Below are 21202 nucleotides of genomic sequence, written 5' to 3'. Positions count from 1 at the left end.
TCCTGACGTTACTCGCGGCGGCCGCCGCGGTGGTGGGGTGGGTGGTCGGCTCGCTGACGAACTGGTAGCTCGGCATGGTCGCCGCGCTGGTCGTGGGCGGGCTCGGCGTACGGCGGCTGTACCGCCGGAGCCACAACAGCTGGGCGGTGGGCGCCGCCGGGGAGGCGCGGACGGCCAAGCTCCTGGCTCCGCTCGTCCGCCGGAGCCACGCCGTGGTGCTCCACGATCGGGCGATCCCCGGGAGTCGCGCGAACCTCGACCATCTCGCCTTCACGGCCGCCGGCGCCCTGTACGTCGATACGAAGAACTGGACGTCGGGCAAGTCCCGGCTGACCGTGCAGGGCGGCATCCTGCGGTTCGGCCGGTATGACCAGACCCGCGCTCTGCAGACGGTGGTGTGGGAGGCGGAACAGGCGGCCCGCGCGCTCGGCGTCCCGGTCCGCCCGGTGGTCGCCGTGCACGGCGCGAAGGTCCCGGCGCCGCGCGGGCGCCTCGAACTGGGCGGCGTGACCGTGGTGGAGGCGAAGCGACTTTCGGGGCCTCCTCCGGAGCCTTCCTCCCGAATCTGGGTGGGACTCGGCTCGGATGTCGGCGGTCGGGCAACTGGCGGAGCGGACGTTGCCCCCGGCTTCCTGACGAGGAAGAGACAGCAGAGCCCGGCCGCCCTGGCCGGGCCCTGCGTCGTTCCCTAGGCGGTGCGCTCGCGTCGGCGCAGGGTCGGCGGCTGGTCTCCGGGTGCCAGTGGTCCCCACGCTTCGGGCGGAGCCCTTCGGTCTCCAGCGCGGCCGCGATCTCGCGCAACGACAGCTCGTCCTCGTCCCGGAGCTGGCGGGCGCGGGCCCGGCCTGCGGAGCGCGGCCGACGCTTCCGCCTGCGCAGAGTGCGGGGCTACGGCCGACCTCGGACCAGTGCTCGCACGGCCCTGAGCTGCGGGTTTATTGGGCAAGTCCTGTTTCTGCCCGTCAAAAGCGCTGTTACGTATATCGCTTATTGATCAGAAACTCATGGGGTTCTCGTTCAGGACGTAGCGGACGTGTGGGCCACCGAAGTAGCCGCGGACGATGTGCGGTTGGCGCTGGCGTCTGCGGAAGAAACGACGGGTCTCCGCGGCGAGTTCGGTCTGATCGCGGGCCCGGTGCTGCTTGGGGAGGCTGTGCTTGAGGTCGGCGTTGACCAGCTCGTCCGGGTTCAGCTCGGGCGAGTAGGCGGGGAGGAAGTGCAGCTCGACGGCGTCGGGGTGGGCGGCGAGCCAGTCGCGGACCTTCTTCGAGCGGTGGGCGGAGTGCCCGTCGACCACGAGGTGGATCTTGTGGTCGAAGTGGCCGGCGAGCCGGTCCAAGAAGCGACACATCACCTCGGCGGTGAAGCTCTCGGTGAAGAACATGAAGTGCATCCGGCCCTTGGTACTGATCGCGGACATCGCGTTCACGGAGAACCGGTTGCCGCTCCGCCGCACGATCGGGGTTCGGCCCTTCTCCCCCCCCAGGTCCGGCCGGTGACCTGGTCGGAGCGGATCCCGACCTGGTCGGCGAAGAGGACCTCACCGCCGTCGGCCCTCGCCCTCGCACGGATCCTTGGCCAGGTCTCGGCATGCCACTGCGCGACGGCCTCGGGGTCCTGCTCTACGGCCCGCTTGTCCGGGCGCTGGAAAGAGAGCCCCCAGCGCTTGAGGCACTTGCCCACTCCAGGCTCGGTGAGCTTCACCCGGTACAGCTCCGCGATCAGCTCACCGATCAGCCGACGCGTCCACAGTTGCCCGCCCAGGCCCACCTCGCTGGGCCGGTGGTCGAGGACGGCCTGCCGCACGGCGGCCTGTTCAGCCTCCCCGAGCACTTGATGCACCCCGACCGGCTTGCCGCGAGGGCGCATCACCAGCGCTTCCCGGCCGCCTGCCTGCCACTTCGCCCACCACTTGTCGACGGTCTTCAGCGACACCCCGAAGACTGCCGCCACGTCCTCACGGTCCCGGCCCGCCGCCAACGCGGCCACCGCCCGCAACCGCAGGGCCTCCTGCGCCGATTTTCGTGGTCCCGCTAGCGTGGGGGGGTGATCACCCTGCTGAGGGCCGGGGCGGCCCACGGCGGCCCGGACTGCCCGTGGCTCCAGCTGGGCGAGGACGGCGAGGAGCACCCCGGGCAGATGCGGCAGGGCTATACCTGCGTGCTCGACTACAACTACCACGGCGGCGATTCGACCGGCACGGCCACGACACGAAGGGCATGCCGTGCCCGATCGTCGTGCGCAGGGTGCGCGTGCCGTCCGACCAGTAGGGGGTGACCGTCCAGTCGGACCAGTCGTCGGCCTTGGTGTCCGGGGAGTTCAGACCGCTGAGGCCGACCGTGAGGTCCGCCTTGTGCGCGTACTCGTACTGGCGGCCCTCGCCCACGACCACGGGCGTGGTCGGGTAGCCGACCTCCAGTCCGCCGGAGGTCGCCTGATAGGTCAGCGGGTGCCCGTACATCGGGGTGGAGTACGGGTTGTCGCCATAGCGTTGGTAAGCGATGGAGGACCACCAGCCGTTGGTCGGCACCGGTTTGTCCTTGGCTGCCGCCGTGAGCTTGGGGGTGACCGGGGCGCCGGTGTTGGTGGTGGGGCCGGAGGTACCGGCGGGGCGGCTGTCGGTGTAGCTGCCGGAACCTGCTGGGATGGTGGCGGCTGCCGCGGGGGACGCGGCAGGTCCCAGACCCCCAGCGGCCAGAGCGAGGGCCAGGACCGTCGTCGCTACGGGTCTGGAGAGGGAGGCTTGCATGGGCAGCACCTCGTCACGTGGGGACAGAGAGTGCGTGAGAGCGCTCTCATGTGTCACGGAACGTAAAACCTTTGAAACGTAAGTGTCAATAGCGCTGACGTACTGGGCGCTGGGTGTCAACCAGCAGCGTCGTACGTTCGAGACTTGACCGGGGGAGGGAGCTTGGAGACTCTCAGCGCACAGGTCGTGAGGGCGCGGGGTACCGGTACGTGCTACCCCTTCGATGAGGTGCGGGGGTGTGACGGCGGGCGCCGGCGTGAGTGGCGTGCACTTCGATCCCTGAGGACCATGGGTACAGGGCTGCCGGTTCCGTCTCGGCTGCATGAGCCCGGCCGGCACGCTTCAGAGCCCTGAGGAGCGTCGATGGTCGTTCTATCGGGCGCGCTCGACGCGTTGCGTGAGCGCGCCGGCGAGCTATTGTTCGAGCGGGTCGCGGGTCCGGAGGGCCCCCGGAACAGGGACGCGATCCACAACACGCCTGGCCCCCGCTGGTTCCCGCAGGACAGTCCGGTACGCCGTGTTCACGGGGACAGCGCCATGTTCATCGGCGGACTGTCCGCACTGCTTCTGCAGTCTCTCCATCCCGCAGCCATGGCCGCGGTGTCCGCCCATTCAGGGTTCAGGGGAGACCCCTGGGGGCGGCTGCAGCGCACCAGTACCTTCCTGGCCACCACGACGTACGGCACGGCCGAGGACGCGCAGTCCGCCTGCGAGCGGGTCAAGGGCGTGCATGCGCGGATCCGGGGCGTCACCGACGAGGGCGTGCCGTACCGCGCCTCCGATCCCCACCTGCTGGAGTGGGTGCACGTGGCCGAGACCGAGAGCTTCCTCAGAGCGCACCAGAGGTTCGGGGCGCGGCCCCTGACGGAAGACGAATGCTCCCGGTACGTCGCGGAAATGGCCCGCGTTGCCGAGGCGCTGGGTGTCATCTCCCCGCCTCGGTCGACCCAGGCTCTGAGCGCACGCCTGGAGGAGTACCGAGCGGAGCTGCGGTGTACGCCGCAGGCGCGGGAGACCAGTCGGTATTTGCTGCTGCGGCCACCGATACCTGTTCTCGCGCTGCCGTTCTACGCAGCCCTGGCGACCAACGCTGTCGCCCTCCTGCCCCGCTGGGCGACCGGCGAACTAGGCCTTCCGCGTTGGGGGCCGGGGGAGCGATGGGTGCTGATGCCGGCAGGGCGAGCAGCTACAGGTCTGATCGGATGGGCGATGCGCGGGCTCGAGGACGGAAAACGGTCCTGAGTGACTCGGAGTCGCCCGAGCGTGCCCTGGCTCCGGGGCCGACCCCTCCGCCGGCCGTCCGTGCAACGCCGGGCAGCAGGAGCCCGGGTCCGTCCGGCCTGCCACGGCACCGAGCTGCCACGTCCACGTTACGGAGAACTCTTCCGGCCCGGGTGAGGCAGGCGCCACCAGTCGGGGCCTTCCCGTGCGTGCGCACTGCCCGCTCGGCCGTAGCGGTTGACGAGGGCGTCCAGGACGAAGCCGGAAACGGCCCGGGCGAGGCCGCGGCCGCGGGCGGACGGGTGGGAGAGCACCCCACCCATGAACCCGCACCCGGCCGCGGACCACGCACCCCCCCGCGACCGCGAGCGGCTCCACCCCGACGCCGCCGTCCATCTCGCCCAGGGCCCGGGCCCAGCGGCGCACGCTCGCGCGCCCCGGCTGCGCATACGGAGTCGGGGAAGGCAGGGACAACCTGCTGCCCTACGGGAACATGGCCTTCGACGTGGCGCGCCGGTCTCGAGTGGCGGCCGGTCATGTCCATCGCATGGACGCCGCGTTGCCTCGCACGCTGCCCGCCACGGCCGGATACGGTCGGTGCTGCCGCTGTCAGTCCATGGCTGCGTGCCCACAACGAGGGAGTTCTCCGATGATTGATGAGCCGATCCTGGTGCTTGCCGCAACCGGCGGACAGGGCAGGGCCGTGACCGACGCGCTGTTGGGTCGCGGGGCCAGGGTGCGGGCGTTGGTTCGTGACCCCGAGCAGAAGGCCGCGCGCCAACTGGCCGATCGGGGCGTCGACGTTGTGGCGGGTTCCCTGAGTGATCGCGGATCCCTCGCCGCAGCGATGGACGGGGTGGCGGGGGTCTTCGCTTTCACCACTCCCTTCGAGGCCGGCGTGGACGCCGAGGTGGCTCAGGGGCAGGCAATCCTGACTGCTGCCCGCGAGAAGCGTGTACCGCATCTGGTGTTCAGCTCGGTGGCCGGGGCCGACCAGGGGAGCGGCGTACCGCATTTCGACAGTAAGGCCCGCGTCGAGGCCGAGCTGGCCTCTGGCGATGTGCCGTATACGGTCCTGGGACCGGCGTATTTCTTCGACAACGCCCTTGGCGGAGCGGAGCGCATCCTCGGCGGGGTGCTCGACCTGCCGCTACCCTCCGACAGGCCGTTGCAGCAGCTTGCCCGACCCGACCTCGGTGTGTTCGCGGCCGGGGTGCTGCTCAACCCCGCCCCTTACGTGGGGCAGCGTATTGAGCTGGCCAGCGATGCACCCACCCCGGCACAGATGGCAGCCGCGCTGAGCGCGGCCCTGGGAAGGGAAGTCCGGCATGAGTACGTACCGCTGAAGGCGATCGGCAATCCGGACATGCAGGCAATGTGGACGTTCCTCGACGGACCTGGTTACCGCGTCGACATCCCGGCGCTGCATGCGGCCCATCCGGACATCGCCTGGACCAGCTTCTCCGAATGGGCGCAACGCGCGTTCGCTGCTTCCCACTGAAGCAGGCTGGAACCGGTCGGCCACGGCCGATGGACAAGCACGCGAAGCCGTGGCAGGCAAGACGCCGCTGATGGTGTTCGCCGCCTCGCTGATGCTGGCCGATACCCGCACTGAGCCCAGGATCATCCTGCGCTCGGACCGGGCCCAGCTCGTGGGCCGGGCCTGCGGGGTGTTCGCTGCTGGGCGACGGCGTGCGCGGCGTTTCACCGCCATCCACAAGCCCACGCCGGAGACGGCTGTGCGTTTCGCGACGTGGCCGAATCGGTCGCGCCGGGCGCCTTTCCGGCCTCGGCCGGCTGACCGGCATCCCGGCGGTACTCCAGAACATGCTTGAGCGTCGGTCACTGTCCGAGGCGTCTGGCCGCCCGACGCTCACGAGCAGGTGATGCCGGCCCGGTTCAGGCGGAACCGGGCCGGCTCGGTCACCTGCGTATGGTGAATCGACCGGTCAGCGGGCCGAGCCCGATGGTGTACGTCCCGGCGGCCTTGCGGCGGACGGTGAACTGCACGCGTACCTCCTCGCCGGTGCGGACCATGACGGAACGCTGCTGCTCGGACTCTCCCGCCACCAACAGGGCAGCAGAGTATGTTCCCGTCTTCTCGCCGACGTTCTTGATACGTGCCGTCACATGGACCGGCGTGCCGGGCCGCGCCCGGGACGGGGTCACAGACAGATCGCTCAGCGCGAAGAGCGGCTCGGGACCGGCGACCATGTCGTGGACGAAGACATCCGAGTGACGGTTGGTGTCGTCACCGACGAGGTTGGCCGAGGTGCTCTCGAAGGCGACGTACCGGCCGTTGCCGCTGAGGGCGGGAAGGTCGGAGATGCCGTCCGCTTCGGCGTCCTCCAGGCCGCCCGAGACCCGGGTCGTGGTGCCGGCGGTCCGGTCGCGTACGAAGACGTCCGGCCTGCCATTGGTGTCGCCGGGGGAGAGGTTGGCCGCGTAGCTGAAGAAGGCGACCTTCGTGCCGTCCGTGCTCAGGGAGGGTGCGAAGGCCCAATCGTCGGCCGTCTCGCCGCCCCCGGTGACGGAGACCTGCTCGTTCTCGCCGGTGCGCAGGTCGTGGGCGTAGAGCTGCCAGCCGTTGCTGAACGTGATCGTGTGACTGTCGCCGCTGATCTGCGGACCGGTGTTCTCGCCGTCGGGGCCGTCGACCAGCGTCGTGGTGCCGGTCACACGGTCGTGCACGAAGACGTCGGTCACGGCGTCGGTGTCGCCCGGCGCGAGGTTGTCGGCCGCGCTCTGGAAGGCCACGTAGCGGCCGTCGGCGCTGATCGACTGTTCACGGGAGGAGCCGTTCGCCGGTGTGCCGTCCTCGGCCTGTGAGATGCGGACGGTCGTGCCCGCCTGACGGTCGTGGAGGAACACGTCCGTGGCGTGGTTGGTGTCGCCGGACACGAGGTTGTCCGCGTCGCTGTTGAACACGGCGTAGCTGCCGTCGGCGCTGAGCGAAGGTGCCGACGACAGGCCGTTGGCCGGTGTGCCGTCCGAGGCCACCGACACCCGTTCCGTGGCGCCGGTCGTCCGGTCGTGGACGAAGGCGTCGGTCTGCCGGTTGGTGTCGCCGGGGACGAGGTTGGCGGCGCCACTGCTGAAGCCGACGTAGCGTCCGTCCGAGCTGAGGGTCGGGGTGAGGGAGAAGTCGTCGCCCTGGGCCCCGTCCGAGGAGACCGACACCCTTTCAGTGGTCTGCGTGCCCCGGTCGGTCACGAAGATGTCGAGGCTACCGTTGGTGTCCTCGGCGACGAGGTTCGATGCGGGGCTGGCGAAGGCGATCACCTGCCCGTCGTCGCTCACCCTGGGCCACCAGGCGTCGTTGTTGGCCTGGCCGCCCTGTGCCGTGAGGGACACGCGATCGGTGGCGGACGGGCGTGGCAGCACCAGGCGGGTGTTCCGGGCCGCGCCGGACCGGCCGTCCACCTTCACGGCCATGGGCTTGGACCGGGAGATGCCGGGCGCGGACGCCCTGACCTGGTATGCGCCCACGGGCACGTCCCGGATGGTGTAGCGGCCGTTGTGGTCCGTCACCGCGGTCAGGTCGTCAGGTACGTCCAGGACGGTGACGGTCGCCCCCGGCACGGTCGTGCCGGTCGGTTCGAACGTCACCGTGCCGGTGACCGTCCCCCGCCGGGTCTGTGCCAGTTTCAGGCGGACGTCGGTGTAGCGGTCGGCGCTGACCCGCTGCCGGGTCTGCGTGTCCACGTACCCGAAACGGGACAGAGTCAGGTCGTGGGCGCCGGGCGCGAGCCGGATCGAGAAGCGCCCCTCCTCGTCCGTGGTCACGTTGCGGCCGGTGTCCGTGTGCGTGACCGAGACACCCGCCAGCGGTTTCCCGGTCCTGCCGTCGGTGACCGTGCCCCGCACGCCGCTGCGCAGGGACGCCTCCTTCACCGCCGCGTAGGCGTCGATGCGACCGTAGCCGAAGCGGGGATTGGGGCGCTCGCCGTAACGGTCGTCGAAGAAGGACGTACCGGTGAGGATGGACAGGGTCTCGTCGACGGAGAGCTCCGGTTGCGCCTGGAGCATGAGGGCGACGGTGCCGGACACGTGCGGAGTGGCCATCGAGGTGCCGTCGAGCGTGCCGTAGCCGCCGTCCGGCATGCTCGACAGGACCTCGACCCCGGGTGCGGAGACGTCGGGTACGACGTAGGAGTCGGGCCACTCGCCGGGCGGGGCGCTCCAACTGCTCTTCCTGACCACCTCTCCGCAGGAGAAGTCCGGAACGTTGTCCGCGGAGTCGGTCGCGCCGACGGAGACGGACTCGTAGACGTTGCCCGGGCTCGCCGACCCCTGGAGGCACTGGTTGCCGATGGCGAAGGACGGGAAGATGCCGGCGCGCAGGATGTTGCGGGCCGGCTCGACGAGTTCGTCGGTGTAGCCGTCGGAGCCGAGTGACATGCTGACGACGTCCGCGGGCTTCCCGGCGGGTTTGCCGTCGGCGGCGTACGGGGCGATGGCCCACTGCATGCCGGCGATCACCTGCGCGAGGCTTCCGCTGCCGCCGGGAATGACCATTCCACCCATCAGGTCCACCTCGGGGGCGACACCGATCTGCGTGCCGGAGGCGTCTCCGCCGGCGATGGTGCCCGCGACGTGGGTGCCGTGGTAACTGCTGTCGTGCGGTACGGAACCCGGTACCGGGTTGCCGTCGGTGTCGAACTCGATCCAGCCGCCGGGATGGGTGGCGTCGTCGGGGTCGTCACCGGCCAGCTTGCCCGCCAGGTCCGGGTGGTTGATGTCGATGCCGGTGTCGAGGACGGCCACGCGGACACCGTCGCCGGTGATCTTCTCTTCACTGTGCACCTTGTCGGCGCCGATCTTGGCCAGACCCCAGGTGGTCGCCTGCGTGGTGGCGCGGGCGAGGGCCGACTTGCTCTTGTCCACGGTTTCGCCGGGCGGCGCCTTGAGGGTGAAATTGGGGATGACGCGGTCGACCGGGGCCAACGAGGTCAGTTCGGCCAAGGTGTCCGGAGTGGCTTCGACCAGAACCATGTTCTTGAGCCAGAACGTGTTGAGCACGCGGTCGCCGCGGGCCTCCACCAGGTCCACGATCGGGGCCTGGCCGGACTCTGCGTCGTCGGCCAGTTCGCGGTGGACCTCCGCCGTGGTGTCACCCGGCGCCGGGTCTCCGGCGCTCTGCTGGAGGACGACGGCCGCCTCGATGCGGCCGTCACCGCGTGCCTCGGCGGTGTCCATCCGCTTGAGTAGACTGGGGTCGATCTTTGATCGTACGGCCGTCGATGAGGACGGACCGGGTCCGGTGCCCTGCGCCATCGCAGGAGCGGCTGTCAGCAGGGTGGTGCATATGCCCAGGGCGGACAACAAGGCTCTGTAGCGATGTTGCCCGCGCGGCGGACGGGCCGGGAGCGGCATGGGGCACTCCTTCTGCGACGTGTGTCCACGTCGTGTTGTCGAGCCGATCTTGTAGCTGGTTGAACGCTGACATCCGCTGCGAGCTCCTGACAAGATCAACCGGCGGCGACTTCCCGTCAACTGGCATGAAGACGACAGGCGCACACACCATGGGACTGAGGTGACACTCCATGCTGGAAGCGATCGGCCTGGACGAGCGCGACGAAGCCGTATACGACGCCCTGATACGAAGAACACAAGCCACCACCGCGGAACTCGCCGATGACTGCCTCCTCACCGCACAGGCGACCAGCCGTTCACTGCGGTCACTGGTCGACCTCGGGCTGGCCTCGCTGGTGCCCGGACGGCCCGTCACTTACGCCGCGGTCCCACCCGACAGTGCTCTGGAGGCCGTACTGCGTGAACGGGAGAGGGCGTTGAACGGCGTGCGCTCCCATCTCTCGACCCTGATGGCCCTCTATCGCGCGGGCAGCCGCTTCGCGCATCCCGGGGAGCTCGTCGAGGTCATCTCGGGCAGGGACGAGGTCAACCGGAACTGGGTGCAGATGCAGCGGGCCAGCCAGACCCAGGTGCGGGGCTTCGACTGCCCACCGTATGCCGCGGCCGCCGGCCACTCCCAGCCCAATGGGATCGAACTCGAACTGCTCGAACGAGGTGTCAAGTACCGCGTGCTCTATGACAGCTCGGTGCTCGAACTGCCAGGGTGGCTGGAGGACGTGACGACGGGGATCCGCCTCGGAGAACAGGCCCGGATCGCCACCGGTCTGCCGACCAAGCTGGCGATATCCGACGACCGGATCGCCATGCTCCCTCTGCTGCGTCCGGGTGACAACGCCGTGACCGCCTCCTATGTCATCCACCCCTCGCCCCTGCTCGACGCGCTGGTGGCACTGTTCGAGTCGATGTGGGAGCGAAGTGTCCAGATAAGGCCCTCGAAGCCGCTCACGAACGAGGACGGTCCTGAGCGGCTGTCACAGGAGGAGGAGAAGCTGCTGACGCTGCTGGCGTCGGGAGCAACCGACAAGTCAGCGGGCAGAGCCCTCGTATGGAGCGAACGCACCGTCCAGCGCCACATCACCAAACTCATGCGTCGTTTCGGCGCCCAGACGCGCTTCCAGCTCGCCATGGAAGCCACCCGGCGAGGCTGGCTCTGACCGGCAAACTCGACGCAGGGAGCTGGCGGGTACTGACGCCGAGCAGGGTGCGGGTGCGTACGGTGCCGTCGGCCTCTACGGCGGCGGTTCCTCCGACGACCTTCTACCGCCCGGGCGGTACACCGTCCACGCCGACTTCCGTCGAGGGTACGCCCGGAGAGCCATCGTCCTGAGACGCGTGCTTGGCCCTCCCGCAGGTGGACATCGCCGGCGACACCGACCTGTTGCTCGACGGCACGAAGCTGCGGCAGGTCACCGCGGTCACTCCTCGGAAGACGGAGAACGTCGCCCGGCGCCTCGACTGCCACCGCGAGTTCGGCGACCGGAGCTCGATGACCGACAGCGTCGAGATCGGCGACGGCTACGACGGCATCTGGACGGCACCGGTGGCGCCGGGCAACGACGGCGAGCAGTCCCTGACGCCCGCTGGTGGATCCAGGAGCCGTTGCTGTCGGTGACGGCGGGCTCGCAGGAGTTCGACGACCTGTGGATCCAGCCCGGCTCGGCGAAGCTCAGGGAGGGCGACCACGAGTCCCGTGGCCGTTCGGGTCAGACACCTCTGCGTCTCGCGGACCTCCCCCCGGACGGCCACCACCGACACCCCGCGCCGACCGGCCCACTTCAAACGCCTCGCCGTCCGACCGGAACGCCGCACCGAACTCCACGAGGCCTTCGCCTCCCTCGCCTGCGTCCTGCGCGGCTTCAAGGGCTTCAAGAGGCGAACAGTGCACTGGGGGACTTCCCCGGGTGCAGTGAGCGGCAAGCGCCGCGCGCAGTCGTCGTTACGGTGCTGATGGGGCTGCAAACGGACGACCATGACTACGACGTCGACCAAGGAGACTGCCCGTGAACGTCATGCAGTTGCTGCGTACCCGCGACGCAGGGCTGGCAGCACTGCGCCGGGCGTGCCGCGCCGGATTGGTGGCGCCCGGCCTGTTCGCCCTCGGTGTCGAGGGCATCGGCAATGTGACGACGGCGACCTTCGCGGCGTTCGGCTCGATTGCGCTGTTGATCTTTGTCGACTTCGGAGGTCCGCTGCGCGAAAGGCTCGCTGCACAGGGCTCGCTCGTGTTCGCGGGGGCGGTGCTGGTCTGCCTGGGGACGCTGGTCGCCGGATCGGGTTGGCCGGCCGCCGTGGTCACGGTGCTGGTCGGGTTCGGAGTGCTGTTCTCGGGTGTCGTCAGCTCGGTCATCGCCAGCTCGTCAACTTCCCTGCTGGCCAGCTTTCTTCTGGCGGTGACGCTGCCCGGGCCCGTGGGTTCGATCCCGGACCGTCTGGCTGGATACCTCATGGCGGGTGCGGCTTCCCTGATCGTGATCACCATGCTGTGGCCGGCGCCCGTCCGCGAGCCGCTGCGGCTTGCGACTGCGCGGTCCTGCTCCCTGCTGGCAGAGCGGCTGCGCGCGGAAGCCGACTGCGTGCACGCCAACTTCACCGTCGACCGACGAACGGCACTGGACGAACTGGTGGCCGAGGCATCCGCGGCAGTGGCTGCGCTGCGCACGTCGTTCTTCGACGCCCCCTACCGGCCGACCGGGCTGACCACAGAGGCGCGCACGCTCGTCCGGCTGGTCGACGAGGTGGTGTGGCTGGAGGAGATCCTGGAGCGCATGCCCCTCGGCGGTCCTGCCGCGCCCTCCGACGCGGCGGTGTACGAGGTCATGCTCGTGGCGGCGGACCTGCTTGAGCGGGGGGCCGACCGACTGGAAGCAGGTGACGGCGACCCCGCCGGGCTACGGCTGGATCAGAAGCGGCTTCGGGACGCACGCACGGCCATGGAGCGTGCGGCGACGTCTGCCCTGCCCGTGACTGTGTCCACGCACGGGCGGTCGCAGCGGTCCGTCGTCGCAGGGTTCATCAGCTCGCTGGAACCCAGCTTCCGCGCACAGGAGGTAAGCATCGCCGTCAGTTCGATCGCCGAGAACATCGAACTCGGCATCGCCGCACGCAACCGCCGGTGGTGGGAGCGTGCGCTCGGTCGACGGCCCGCCGGCGTTTCCTCCCCGCTGTCGTCGGTGCAGGAGAGGGCCGGCGCCCATATCGAGCCCCACTCCGTCTGGCTGCACAACAGCCTCCGCGGCGCGTTCGCCCTCGGCCTGGCCGTTCTCGTAGCCGAATTCACCGGCGTACAGCACTCGTTCTGGGTGGTGTTCGGCACCATGGCCGTTCTGCGCTCCAACGCCCTACTCACCGGTCAGCACGCTCTACGGGCGTTGGTGGGCACCGTCGTCGGCATCATCGTGGGCAGCGGACTGATCTTTGTCCTGGGCTCCAACACCACAGTGTTCTGGATTCTGCTCCCACCGGCCATCATGTTCACCGGACTCGCCCCGACCGCCATCTCGTTCGCCGCGGGCCAGGCCGGCTTCACCGCCGCCCTGCTCATCATGTTCAATATCATCGACCCGGCCGGCTGGACGATCGGGCTGGTGCGATTCGAGGACATCGCGATCGGCTGCGCGGTCAGCGCCTGCATCGGCATACTGTTCTGGCACCGCGGAGCCGGAGCGGCCCTCGGCCAGGCGACGGCCGAGGCGTTCGCGGAGAGCGCCGGCTATCTGCGCTCTGCCATCGAGAACGGGGTGGCCCGGTCCGACGCGCTCGCGCCGGACACCCCCACGCTGGAGGACGAGCGGCGCAACGCCGCGGCAGCGGCCCGGCGGCTCGACGACGCCTTCCGCTGCTTCCTCGCCGAACGGGGCACCAAGTACATCGCGTTGGCGGACGTGACGGTGCTGATGACCACGGTCGCCGTGCTGCGACTGACCGCGGACGCCATCGTCGATCTCTGGGAGCAGGACGACGACGGGGCGGCGGGTGAGCACACGACGGCGCGTGCCGACATCGTCCGGTCCGGGCTGCAGGTCTGCAAGTGGTACGAGGAGGCTGCACGGGCACTGTCCGGTTACGGCGAGGTGCCCGAGCGGCTGACGCGGGACGAGACCGCGGACGACCGACTGATCAACGCGGTACGCCGGGACCTCACCGACGGCGGCGGGCAGGGCACCAGCACGGCGATCAGGATGATCTGGACCGCGGACCACATCGATGTGGCGAAGCAGCTCCAGAGGTCGGTGGTGGGGCCGACACGGGCGGCAGCCGCGCTGCAGCACAGGATGAACATGGTGGCGGGCCGCGCCGGCGCCCGGCGGCAGCCGCCGCACACCGCAAGTGCCTGACGCGCTCCTGGTCACGAGGAGCGCCGGCCGGTGGCGGACCGGGGGCCGGCAGGTCAGGCCCCAGTTGCCGTGTGGCGGAATGCGATGGCGGTGAGGTGAGCGGTCGCCGCACCCCAACCGGATCGGAGGGAGTGCGGCGCGTGGATGTCGGTCCGCTTGCCGGGCAGGAGGCCAACTCCTTGTCGGCCTCGCATCGTGGCGGCCCTGGCATCGGGGCAGGCCCGCCCACCCGGCCGGCGACCCGCGGGAACGGGGCAGAACCGTGCAGGGCGGCGGCCCCGAAAGAGCGCTGTGGTCGGATCAGGCCAGAAATTCCAGCAGTTCGGCGTTGACCTCGGCGGCGTGCGTCCAGATCAGGCCGTGCGGAGCGTCAGGGATCACCACCAGCTTCGCGCCGTCGATCTGCTGCGAGAGCGGGATCGCCGTCGCGTCCAGCGGTAGCGTCCGGTCGGCGTCGCCGTGAATGATCAGCGTAGGCACCTCGATCTTGGGCAGGTCTTCTCGGAAGTCCGTCAGCCATGCGGCGACGCAGGCCAGCGTGGCCCGGGCGGAGGCGGCGGTAGCGACGTTCCAGCTGTACTGGACCACCTGGTCGCTGACCCGTTCACCGCCCAACACGTCCACGTTGTAGAAGTCGTGCAGGAACCCGGCCAGGAAGGCGGGGCGGTCAGCCACGATCGCCTGCTGGATCCCCTCGAAGACAGCGCCGTCCACCCCCGACGGGTTGTCCTCGGTCTTGAGCAGGAACGGCGGGACGACACCGATCATCACGGCCCTGTGGATCCGATCGGAGCCATGGGTCCCGAGGTGGCGGGTGACCTCCCCGCTGCCCATCGAGAACCCGACCAGTGAGACGTCCGACAGGTCCAGCTGCACGATCAGCTGGTGCAGGTCCGCCGCGAAGGTGTCGTAGTCGTAGCCGGTGTCGGGCTGGTCCGAGCGGCCGAAACCGCGGCGGTCGTAGGTGATGACCCGGTGGCCGGCATCCAACAGGGCGGCGGCCTGCTTCTCCCAGGAGGCGGCGTTCAGCGGCCAGCCGTGTACCAGCACCACCGGTCGGCCCGAGCCGTGGTCCTCGTAATAGAGCCGGATGGGCGCGGAGTTCTCTTCGCCCACGCTGATGAAAGGCATGACATTCCCCATTCCAGGAGTACAGCTGGCACATTGATTTCGGCAGGGACGATCAGGTTCTCGTCGGAGCCTGCCCCGTCAATGTAGGTGCCCGGCGGCGCATGTGTGATCCGAGGGCGCACACAAGCTTGTCGCCGAGGGCACGGCCGCCGAGGGCGGCCGGAATTGAGGGTGCGGGACTTGACCCACCGCGCACAGCACTGCCCTTATCGCGGACAGCCCGTTCCGCTGTCCCCGCGGGGCCCTGCGGCCGACAGCGCAAGGTTGCGTCCCGGCCCTGCGCTTGCAGGGAGTCACGGTGTTGCTTCCCCTTTCGAACAGCCGGCGGTTCACCGTGCGGGCCGTGAGAAGGCGCTGACGGGCAAGCCCCCTTGCACGCACAGGCACGACGGCCGTCCGACCGGTGCCTATATTTCCGGAGTTCACACGGTCGCTGGAACGAGGAGCGCGCATGCAGTTCGGAATTTTCTCGGTGGGGGACGTGACCCCTGATCCGACCAACAGCCGTACCCCGTCAGAACGCGAACGCATCAAGGCGATGGTCGCCATCGCGCTGAAGGCGGAGGAGGTCGGACTGGATGTCTTCGCGACCGGTGAGCACCACAATCCGCCGTTCGTGCCGTCGTCGCCGACCACGATGCTCGGCTACATCGCCGCTCGTACCGAGAAGCTGATCCTCTCCACTGCCACGACGCTGATCACCACCAACGACCCGGTGAAGATCGCCGAGGACTACGCGATGCTGCAGCACCTGGCCGACGGTCGGGTCGACCTGATGCTGGGGCGCGGCAATACCGGCCCGGTGTATCCGTGGTTCGGCCAGGACATCCGGAGAGGCCTCGACCTCGCCAAGGAGAACTACGCGCTGCTGCGCCGGCTGTGGCGGGAGGACGTGGTGGACTGGGAGGGCACATTCCGCACGCCCCTGCAGGGATTCACGTCCACGCCCCGGCCGATGGACGGCGTACCGCCCTTCGTATGGCACGGCTCGATCCGCTCGCCCGAGATCGCTGAGCAGGCGGCTTACTACGGCGACGGCTTTTTCCACAACAACATCTTCTGGCCCATCGAGCACACGAGGCGGATGGTCCAGCTGTACCGGCGACGCTACGACCACCACGGCCACGGCCGTCCCGAGGAGGCCATCGTCGGCCTCGGCGGACAGGTGTTCATGCGGAAGAACTCGCAGGACGCCGTACGAGAGTTCCGCCCGTACTTCGACAACGCGCCCGTCTACGGGCACGGGCCCTCGCTGGAGGAGTTCACCGAGCAGACTCCGCTGACGGTGGGCTCTCCCCAACAGGTCATCGAGCGGACACTCTCCTTCCGTGAGACCGTCGGCGACTACCAGCGGCAGCTGTACCTGATGGACCACGCAGGTCTGCCCCTGAAGACCGTACTGGAGCAGATCGACATCCTCGGCGAGGAGGTGGTGCCTGTGCTGCGGAAGGAGTTCGCGGCCGGCCGCCCGGCCGACGTGCCGGACGCTCCCACCCACGAGTCGCTGCGGACGGTTCAGGAGGTGTCCGTCGCATGAACCTCGTCGTCGTGTCGGCAGGGCTGAGCACCCCGTCCTCCACACGCCTGCTCGCCGACCGACTCGCCGAGTCGGCCCGCGCCGACCTCACCGAGCAGGGTCACGACGTGCGGGTCGACGTCATCGAGTTGCGGGAACTGGGCGTCGCCGTGGCCAACAACCTTCTGACGGGCTTCCCGTCGCCCCCACTGGCCGCCGCGATCGACGCGGTGACGGGTGCACACGGCCTGATCGCCGTGACCCCCGTGTTCACCGCCTCCTACAGCGGACTGTTCAAGTCCTTCTTCGATCTGATCGACCCGGACGCTCTCACCGGGAAGCCAGTCCTCGTCGCGGCGACGGGGGGCACGGCGCGCCACTCCCTGGTTCTCGAGCACGCCCTGCGCCCGCTCTTCGCCTACCTGCGCGCCGTCGTCGTATCCACCGCGGTGTACGCGGCGTCCGAGGACTGGGGATCCGGCGGTGACGACTACAGCGAAGGACTGCCCGTACGCATACGGCGGGCGGCCGGCGAGCTGGCCGCCCTGATGACCGCCCGCCCGGTCGGGGAGGCACCCCAGGACGACATCACCGCGCTCGAACGGCAGCTCTCCGACCTGCGCTTCGACTGAGTCGGAATGACGCTGCATTTGTTTGCGCCGGAGCTCTCCCCCCAACTTTTCCGATGGCGATATCTGCCTCCTACTGAAAGTGAAAGCCCATCATGAGAATCACCATGTGGACGCGAACCGGCCTCCTGGCCATGACTGCCGCGACGATGATCACCGTGACTACCGCAGGCTCAGCGCCCGCCGCCGCCGTGTCGGTCGCAGACAGCCGCTTCGTGTGGCATCTGGACATGGCTGCCGGACAGCGGCCGGAGAACATCATTTTGGAACCCGGGGGCGGCGCGGACGTCACCTTCGCTTACAGCCGTCAGGTCGCTCGTATCAGCCCCAACGGCCGGGTGCACATCCTCGCGACTCTGCCGGAGCCTCCGGCGGGCGCCATCACCCCCGCGTTGTCGTCGCCGTTCCTCGGCGGAATCGTCCGTGCTCACGACGGGGCGCTGTACTTCCTGTACGCGACCGGCAGCAGCGACCTGACCGGTCTGTGGCGGCTGCGCCCGGGGGGCACCCCGAAGCGCATCGCCGCGCTGCCGGCCGAGGGACTGCCGAACGGCCTGGCCCTCGACGAGAAGAACGGTCTGCTCTACGCGGCCGACTCGGTGCTGGGCACCGTCTGGCGCATTCCGATGACCGGGGGCAGGCCCACCGCATGGGCCACGGCGCCCGAGTTGGCCCCCGCAGGGTTCCTGGGTGCCAATGGCATCAAGATCCACAAGGGGGCGGCCTGGGTGTCCAACCTGGACAAGGGCACTGTGCTGCGCATCCCGATCGCCCGGAACCGTACTGCCGGCCCGATAGATACCCGGGCCACAGGCCTCGTCAACATCGACGACTTCGCGTTCACGGGCGGCGGCAACTCGCTGCTGGCCGCGATCAACGCGGACAACGAAGTGGCCCTGGTCAGGCCGGACGGTAGCCACACCGTAGTGATGACCGGCGCCGACGGACTGGAGAACCCCACATCTCTCGCCGTACGAGGCAGCACGGCCTACATCGCCAGCGGCGCCTACTTCACCAATAGCGACCCCAACATCCTGGCCGCCCGGATCACCCCCGGCCAATAGGAGCGGCGGCGGCAGCGGTTCGCCCCGGCACAAGTTGCCCGCCGCACACCCGATGTCCGCAGCCGTGGCTAAGAGCTCCCGTAATCCCTGGCGGGCGCACGACGACAGCTACGGCACCTCGCTGCGTTGTCGGAACGAGTTCGCTCAAGGCGGCGCTGCCTCGGGCGCTGCCCTGAGCCCATTGCGGACGCCGCTCCGCACGAGCAAGGTCTTGCCCTGCCGGATCGGACGTCGACGGCTGCTCTGCGGCTCGGCCGGGCCGCAGACCGGCTGTACAGCATGCACACGCTGCCGGCAGGGCAGAGTGACCCGTTCCCGGCAGCGTGTACGACCGTGACGGTCCACCCGTCCATCACACTCCGAGAGGCTGCGTGAGCCATGTCCGACGTCTACCCGCTGCACGGTGAACCGGAGGACCGGAGGGCCGTGCATCCAGACGCCGACGCCGACGCAGTCCTCGGGCCGCCCACTCGCCCAGGGGCGTCGCGACATCCTCCGGCAGCCATCCTCCCTGCGCCCCTCATGCGTGCCACTGGCTTCCTCTCCTTCTACGACCGGTTCGCGACCGCGCCGATGCTCGTACTGATCGTCAAGGACGAGAGGGTGTCGCTCTACAGCGCAGTGCAATTGGTGACGGTCTATGTCCTGCTGTATGCGTTGGGGCAGCCGATATGGGGTCTGCTCAGTGATCGTCTCGGCCGCCTGAGGGTCCTGCGGCTGGCTCTGGTGGGCACCCTGCTCGGCAGCGCCGCCAGCGTCGCCGCCCCGGGCTTCAACGAACTTCTGGTGGCCCGAGCCGTGACGGGCCTTTTCGTCGGGTCACTGTTCCCGAGCATGCTGACCATCGTCGGCGACACCTTCGCCGGCCCGGCCAGGGCCCGCGAGATATCCAATCTCCAGACCTTCACCGCTCTGGGGACGACGGTTGCGACACTGGCAGCCGGGGCCCTGGCCGTCTGGGTGGACTGGCGTGTCGTCTTCGCTGTGACTGCTGTGGGGGCCGCAGCCTTCCTGGTGCTGCTGCGACGTGTCCGGCTTCCCGTCGGAGGCGGCGTACGCCACGATGTCCGTAGTGCTTTCACCGCCTGGCCCCTGTGGACCTACGGGCTCGGGATGCTCGAGGGGGCGATCCTGCTCGGCATTCTCACCTACATCGTCCCTGCGCTGGAGCGGGACGGTTTGTCCACCGAACTGGCAGGGGCCCTTGGCGCTACGTACGGTGTGGGGATCATCGGCGGCGCCTATCTGGCCAGAAGAACAGTGGCGCGCGTCGGGCGGACCGTGATGATCGCCATGGGCAGCACCACACTCTTCGTCGCCTTTCTCCTGGCGAGCCTTTCTCAGGCTGTTGTGGTTCTGACGTTCACCGCAGTGCTCATCGGCGCGTCCAATGCCTTCCTTCACTCGTCGCTTCAGGGATGGGCCACCGATGTCGCGCCGACTGCGCGGGCGACGGCAGTATCGGTGTTCGTCTGTTCCGTTTTCCTCGGAAGTTCCGCCGCGACCGGTCTCACCGCGGGGCTGACTCGCCACGGCTATGGACCGGTCTTCGGGGCGACATGTGTGGCCACTGTGGTGCTCGCCGTCCTCGCGGTTGGCAGCCATGCCGTGTGGTCCCGCCGCCTCACCGAGTTGAGGGGTAAGCCCTGAGCGCAGGTGTAACTGCCCCTACCTCAATGCCCTCTCCGAAAGGCAGGCGAATCCGTCCCCGGCAAGCCAGAGCGGTTCTGAGCTGCCGGGCATCTGGGTCGCCCCGCGCCAGCTGCTGCCCGCGGCTGCCGCCACGCTTCGTACACGCCCGGGCAATCGCCTGGACACGTGAACCCCCACGCGCCGTGCAGTCGAGCCGGGTTGAGGAGTCGGCCATCTGAGAGCCCGACGACAACCTGTCCGCCACAGCTGCATGCCGGCACTTGGGGCGCAGCCAGGTGTGGCGGCAGTACACCAGGGGACCAGGGGCCTGACTGTCGTGCAGGTTGGCCCCTGAGATTCCGATGAGATGACTTCCAAATCCCTGAAAGGGCCGGAGATTGACCACCAGTTCACGGGTGCCGACCTGACAGCGCAGGGGAATGGGGGCCAGTGCGCTGTCGGTGACAGCGCAGTGCGCTGTCGGGCCACAAAGGTTCTTCGGCCCCAAATAGCCTGGCGGCGAAGCAGTTTCGGGGTGCCCCGGTCCGGGTTTGTGCATCGAAACGGATCGCTTGCCGGGAACGCAGCCCGAATGACCGGGGGCAGAGCGATCCGATGCTCTCCGGTTCGGTCCCGCCCGCTGCTGTCGCTTCCGTCCCTATCGAAGTTCTCATCCCGCAGGAGGTTGTCGAAAGGTGTCCTCGATGCCGGTCGGTGGGCTGATACCCAGCGCCACGGACAATGCTGCAGACCTGATCGTCCGCAACGCGAAGATCCATACGGGAGAACCTCGCCGCCCGCAGGCCGAGGCGATCGCCGTCCGCGACGGCGTCATCACGGTGGTCGGTGACGACAAGGACGTGGCGGCCCATGTCGGCGCGGCCACGAAGGTGGTCGATGCTCTCGGCGGCCGGGTGATCCCCGGCCTCAACGATTCCTACCTGCACGTCATCCGGGGTGGCCTTCAACTACGTGCTGGAGCTGCGCTGGGACGGCGTCCGCACGCTACGCCAAGGCCTGGCGATGCTGCGTGAACAGGTGGCCCGTACGCCGAAGGGCCAGTGGGTTCGGGTGGTGGGGAGTTGGTCGGCCGAGCAGTTCGTCGAACGGCGGCTACCGTCCGTCGCCGAGTTGAATGCCGCCGCGCCGGAGACCCCGGTGTTCGTGCTGCACCTGTACCAGTCGGCGGTGCTCAACCGAGCCGCTCAAAGCCGCCGGATACACCAAGGACGCCCCCGACCCGTACCGAGGCAGGGACGGTGAGCCCACGGGCATGCTGCTCGCCGCCCCGAGCGCTCTGATCCTCTACTCGACTCTGGCCAGTGCCCCGGTGCTCCAGGACGAGGACAAGAAGATCTCCACCCGCCATTTCCTGCGGGAGTTGAACAGGTTCGGGATCACGTCGGCGATCGACGCGGCCGGCGGATTATGGAGAACGGCTGGGAGTTTCGGCTGCATGCCACCTACGACGACACCATCCGCCGCGATCTTGCGGTGTTCGAGAAGCTGGCTGCGGCCGAATCGCTCGGACAGGCCGCAGCGGAGTCCGA

At 69.0% G+C, this 21202-nt stretch carries 14 protein-coding genes and 2 pseudogenes; 11 read left to right on the top strand and 5 right to left on the bottom strand.

The genetic code is table 11. The annotated features are described in order from the left end of the window. The first annotated feature begins 74 nt into the window (after positions 1–74). Positions 75–692 carry a nuclease-related domain-containing protein gene (locus ACIBCU_RS24320; RefSeq protein ID WP_399233865.1) on the top strand — a complete coding sequence of 206 codons (618 nt, stop codon included), beginning with the start codon at positions 75–77 and terminating at the stop codon, positions 690–692. Positions 693–994: 302 nt separating this feature from the next. On the opposite strand, the gene ACIBCU_RS24315 is transcribed toward ACIBCU_RS24320, so the two are convergent. The 3 genes and pseudogenes from ACIBCU_RS24315 to ACIBCU_RS24305 all read right to left on the bottom strand — a co-directional run. After that, a complete protein-coding gene (locus tag ACIBCU_RS24315; RefSeq protein ID WP_399233863.1) occupies positions 995–1456 on the bottom strand; it encodes an IS630 family transposase in 462 nt (153 codons plus the stop codon). Further along, positions 1426–1989 carry an IS630 family transposase gene (locus ACIBCU_RS24310; protein ID WP_399233861.1) on the bottom strand — a complete coding sequence of 188 codons (564 nt, stop codon included), beginning with the start codon at positions 1987–1989 and terminating at the stop codon, positions 1426–1428. Before ACIBCU_RS24310 ends, ACIBCU_RS24315 begins: the two co-directional genes overlap by 31 nt. Positions 1990–2209: 220 nt before the next feature. Further along, a pseudogene (locus tag ACIBCU_RS24305) lies at positions 2210–2749 on the bottom strand (glycoside hydrolase); the annotation flags it as partial. A 363-nt stretch (positions 2750–3112) separates the two neighbouring features. On the opposite strand from ACIBCU_RS24305, the gene ACIBCU_RS24300 reads away from it, so the two are divergent. Together ACIBCU_RS24300 and ACIBCU_RS24295 are read left to right on the top strand one after the other, a co-directional pair. Continuing rightward, positions 3113–3991 (top strand): oxygenase MpaB family protein, encoded by an 879-nt coding sequence (locus ACIBCU_RS24300; protein WP_362940444.1) that lies wholly within the window; start codon positions 3113–3115, stop codon positions 3989–3991. A 628-nt stretch (positions 3992–4619) separates the two neighbouring features. Next, complete coding sequence (locus ACIBCU_RS24295; protein ID WP_399233858.1) at positions 4620–5471, top strand: NmrA/HSCARG family protein; 852 nt, start codon at positions 4620–4622, stop codon at positions 5469–5471. A gap of 422 nt (positions 5472–5893) precedes the next feature. Here ACIBCU_RS24295 and ACIBCU_RS24290 read toward each other — a convergent pair whose 3' ends face one another. After that, positions 5894–9169, bottom strand: a complete 3276-nt coding sequence (locus tag ACIBCU_RS24290; RefSeq protein WP_399233856.1) for a S8 family serine peptidase — start codon at positions 9167–9169, stop codon at positions 5894–5896. Between the two features lie 347 nt (positions 9170–9516). On the opposite strand from ACIBCU_RS24290, the gene ACIBCU_RS24285 reads away from it, so the two are divergent. The 3 genes from ACIBCU_RS24285 (at position 9517) to ACIBCU_RS24275 (ending at position 13680) form a co-directional block, all read left to right on the top strand. Further along, a complete protein-coding gene (locus tag ACIBCU_RS24285; protein ID WP_399233854.1) occupies positions 9517–10500 on the top strand; it encodes a helix-turn-helix domain-containing protein in 984 nt (327 codons plus the stop codon). A gap of 182 nt (positions 10501–10682) precedes the next feature. Next, positions 10683–10958: a hypothetical protein gene (locus tag ACIBCU_RS24280; protein WP_399233851.1), complete on the top strand. Its 276-nt coding sequence runs from the start codon at positions 10683–10685 to the stop codon at positions 10956–10958. Between the two features lie 397 nt (positions 10959–11355). Beyond that, on the top strand, positions 11356–13680 hold the full coding sequence (locus ACIBCU_RS24275) for an FUSC family protein (protein ID WP_399233936.1): 2325 nt from the start codon (positions 11356–11358) through the stop codon (positions 13678–13680). Positions 13681–13980: 300 nt separating this feature from the next. On the opposite strand, the gene ACIBCU_RS24270 is transcribed toward ACIBCU_RS24275, so the two are convergent. Continuing rightward, the gene (locus tag ACIBCU_RS24270) at positions 13981–14811 is read right to left on the bottom strand and encodes an alpha/beta fold hydrolase (RefSeq protein WP_399233849.1); all 831 of its coding nucleotides are present in this window, start codon (positions 14809–14811) and stop codon (positions 13981–13983) included. A gap of 451 nt (positions 14812–15262) precedes the next feature. On the opposite strand from ACIBCU_RS24270, the gene ACIBCU_RS24265 reads away from it, so the two are divergent. From ACIBCU_RS24265 to ACIBCU_RS24245, 5 genes and pseudogenes are all read left to right on the top strand, one after another. Then, positions 15263–16348, top strand: a complete 1086-nt coding sequence (locus tag ACIBCU_RS24265) for an LLM class flavin-dependent oxidoreductase (RefSeq protein ID WP_362938891.1) — start codon at positions 15263–15265, stop codon at positions 16346–16348. Next, the gene (locus ACIBCU_RS24260) at positions 16345–16959 is read left to right on the top strand and encodes an FMN reductase (protein WP_399233846.1); all 615 of its coding nucleotides are present in this window, start codon (positions 16345–16347) and stop codon (positions 16957–16959) included. The genes ACIBCU_RS24265 and ACIBCU_RS24260 overlap by 4 nt, the downstream gene beginning before the upstream one ends. A gap of 146 nt (positions 16960–17105) precedes the next feature. Next, entirely contained in the window at positions 17106–18020 is a 915-nt protein-coding gene (locus tag ACIBCU_RS24255; RefSeq protein ID WP_399233933.1) for a hypothetical protein, read from the top strand. A 522-nt stretch (positions 18021–18542) separates the two neighbouring features. Further along, positions 18543–19670 (top strand): MFS transporter, encoded by a 1128-nt coding sequence (locus tag ACIBCU_RS24250; protein WP_362938897.1) that lies wholly within the window; start codon positions 18543–18545, stop codon positions 19668–19670. Between the two features lie 686 nt (positions 19671–20356). Next, positions 20357–21167: pseudogene (locus ACIBCU_RS24245) on the top strand (amidohydrolase family protein); the annotation flags it as partial. Positions 21168–21202: the final 35 nt, after the last annotated feature.

Source organism: Streptomyces sp. NPDC051064 (genome assembly GCF_044455985.1).
Classification (GTDB): domain Bacteria; phylum Actinomycetota; class Actinomycetes; order Streptomycetales; family Streptomycetaceae; genus Streptomyces.
Note: the sequence above shows the minus strand (reverse complement) of the source record. Positions and strands in the feature narration are given on the sequence as shown.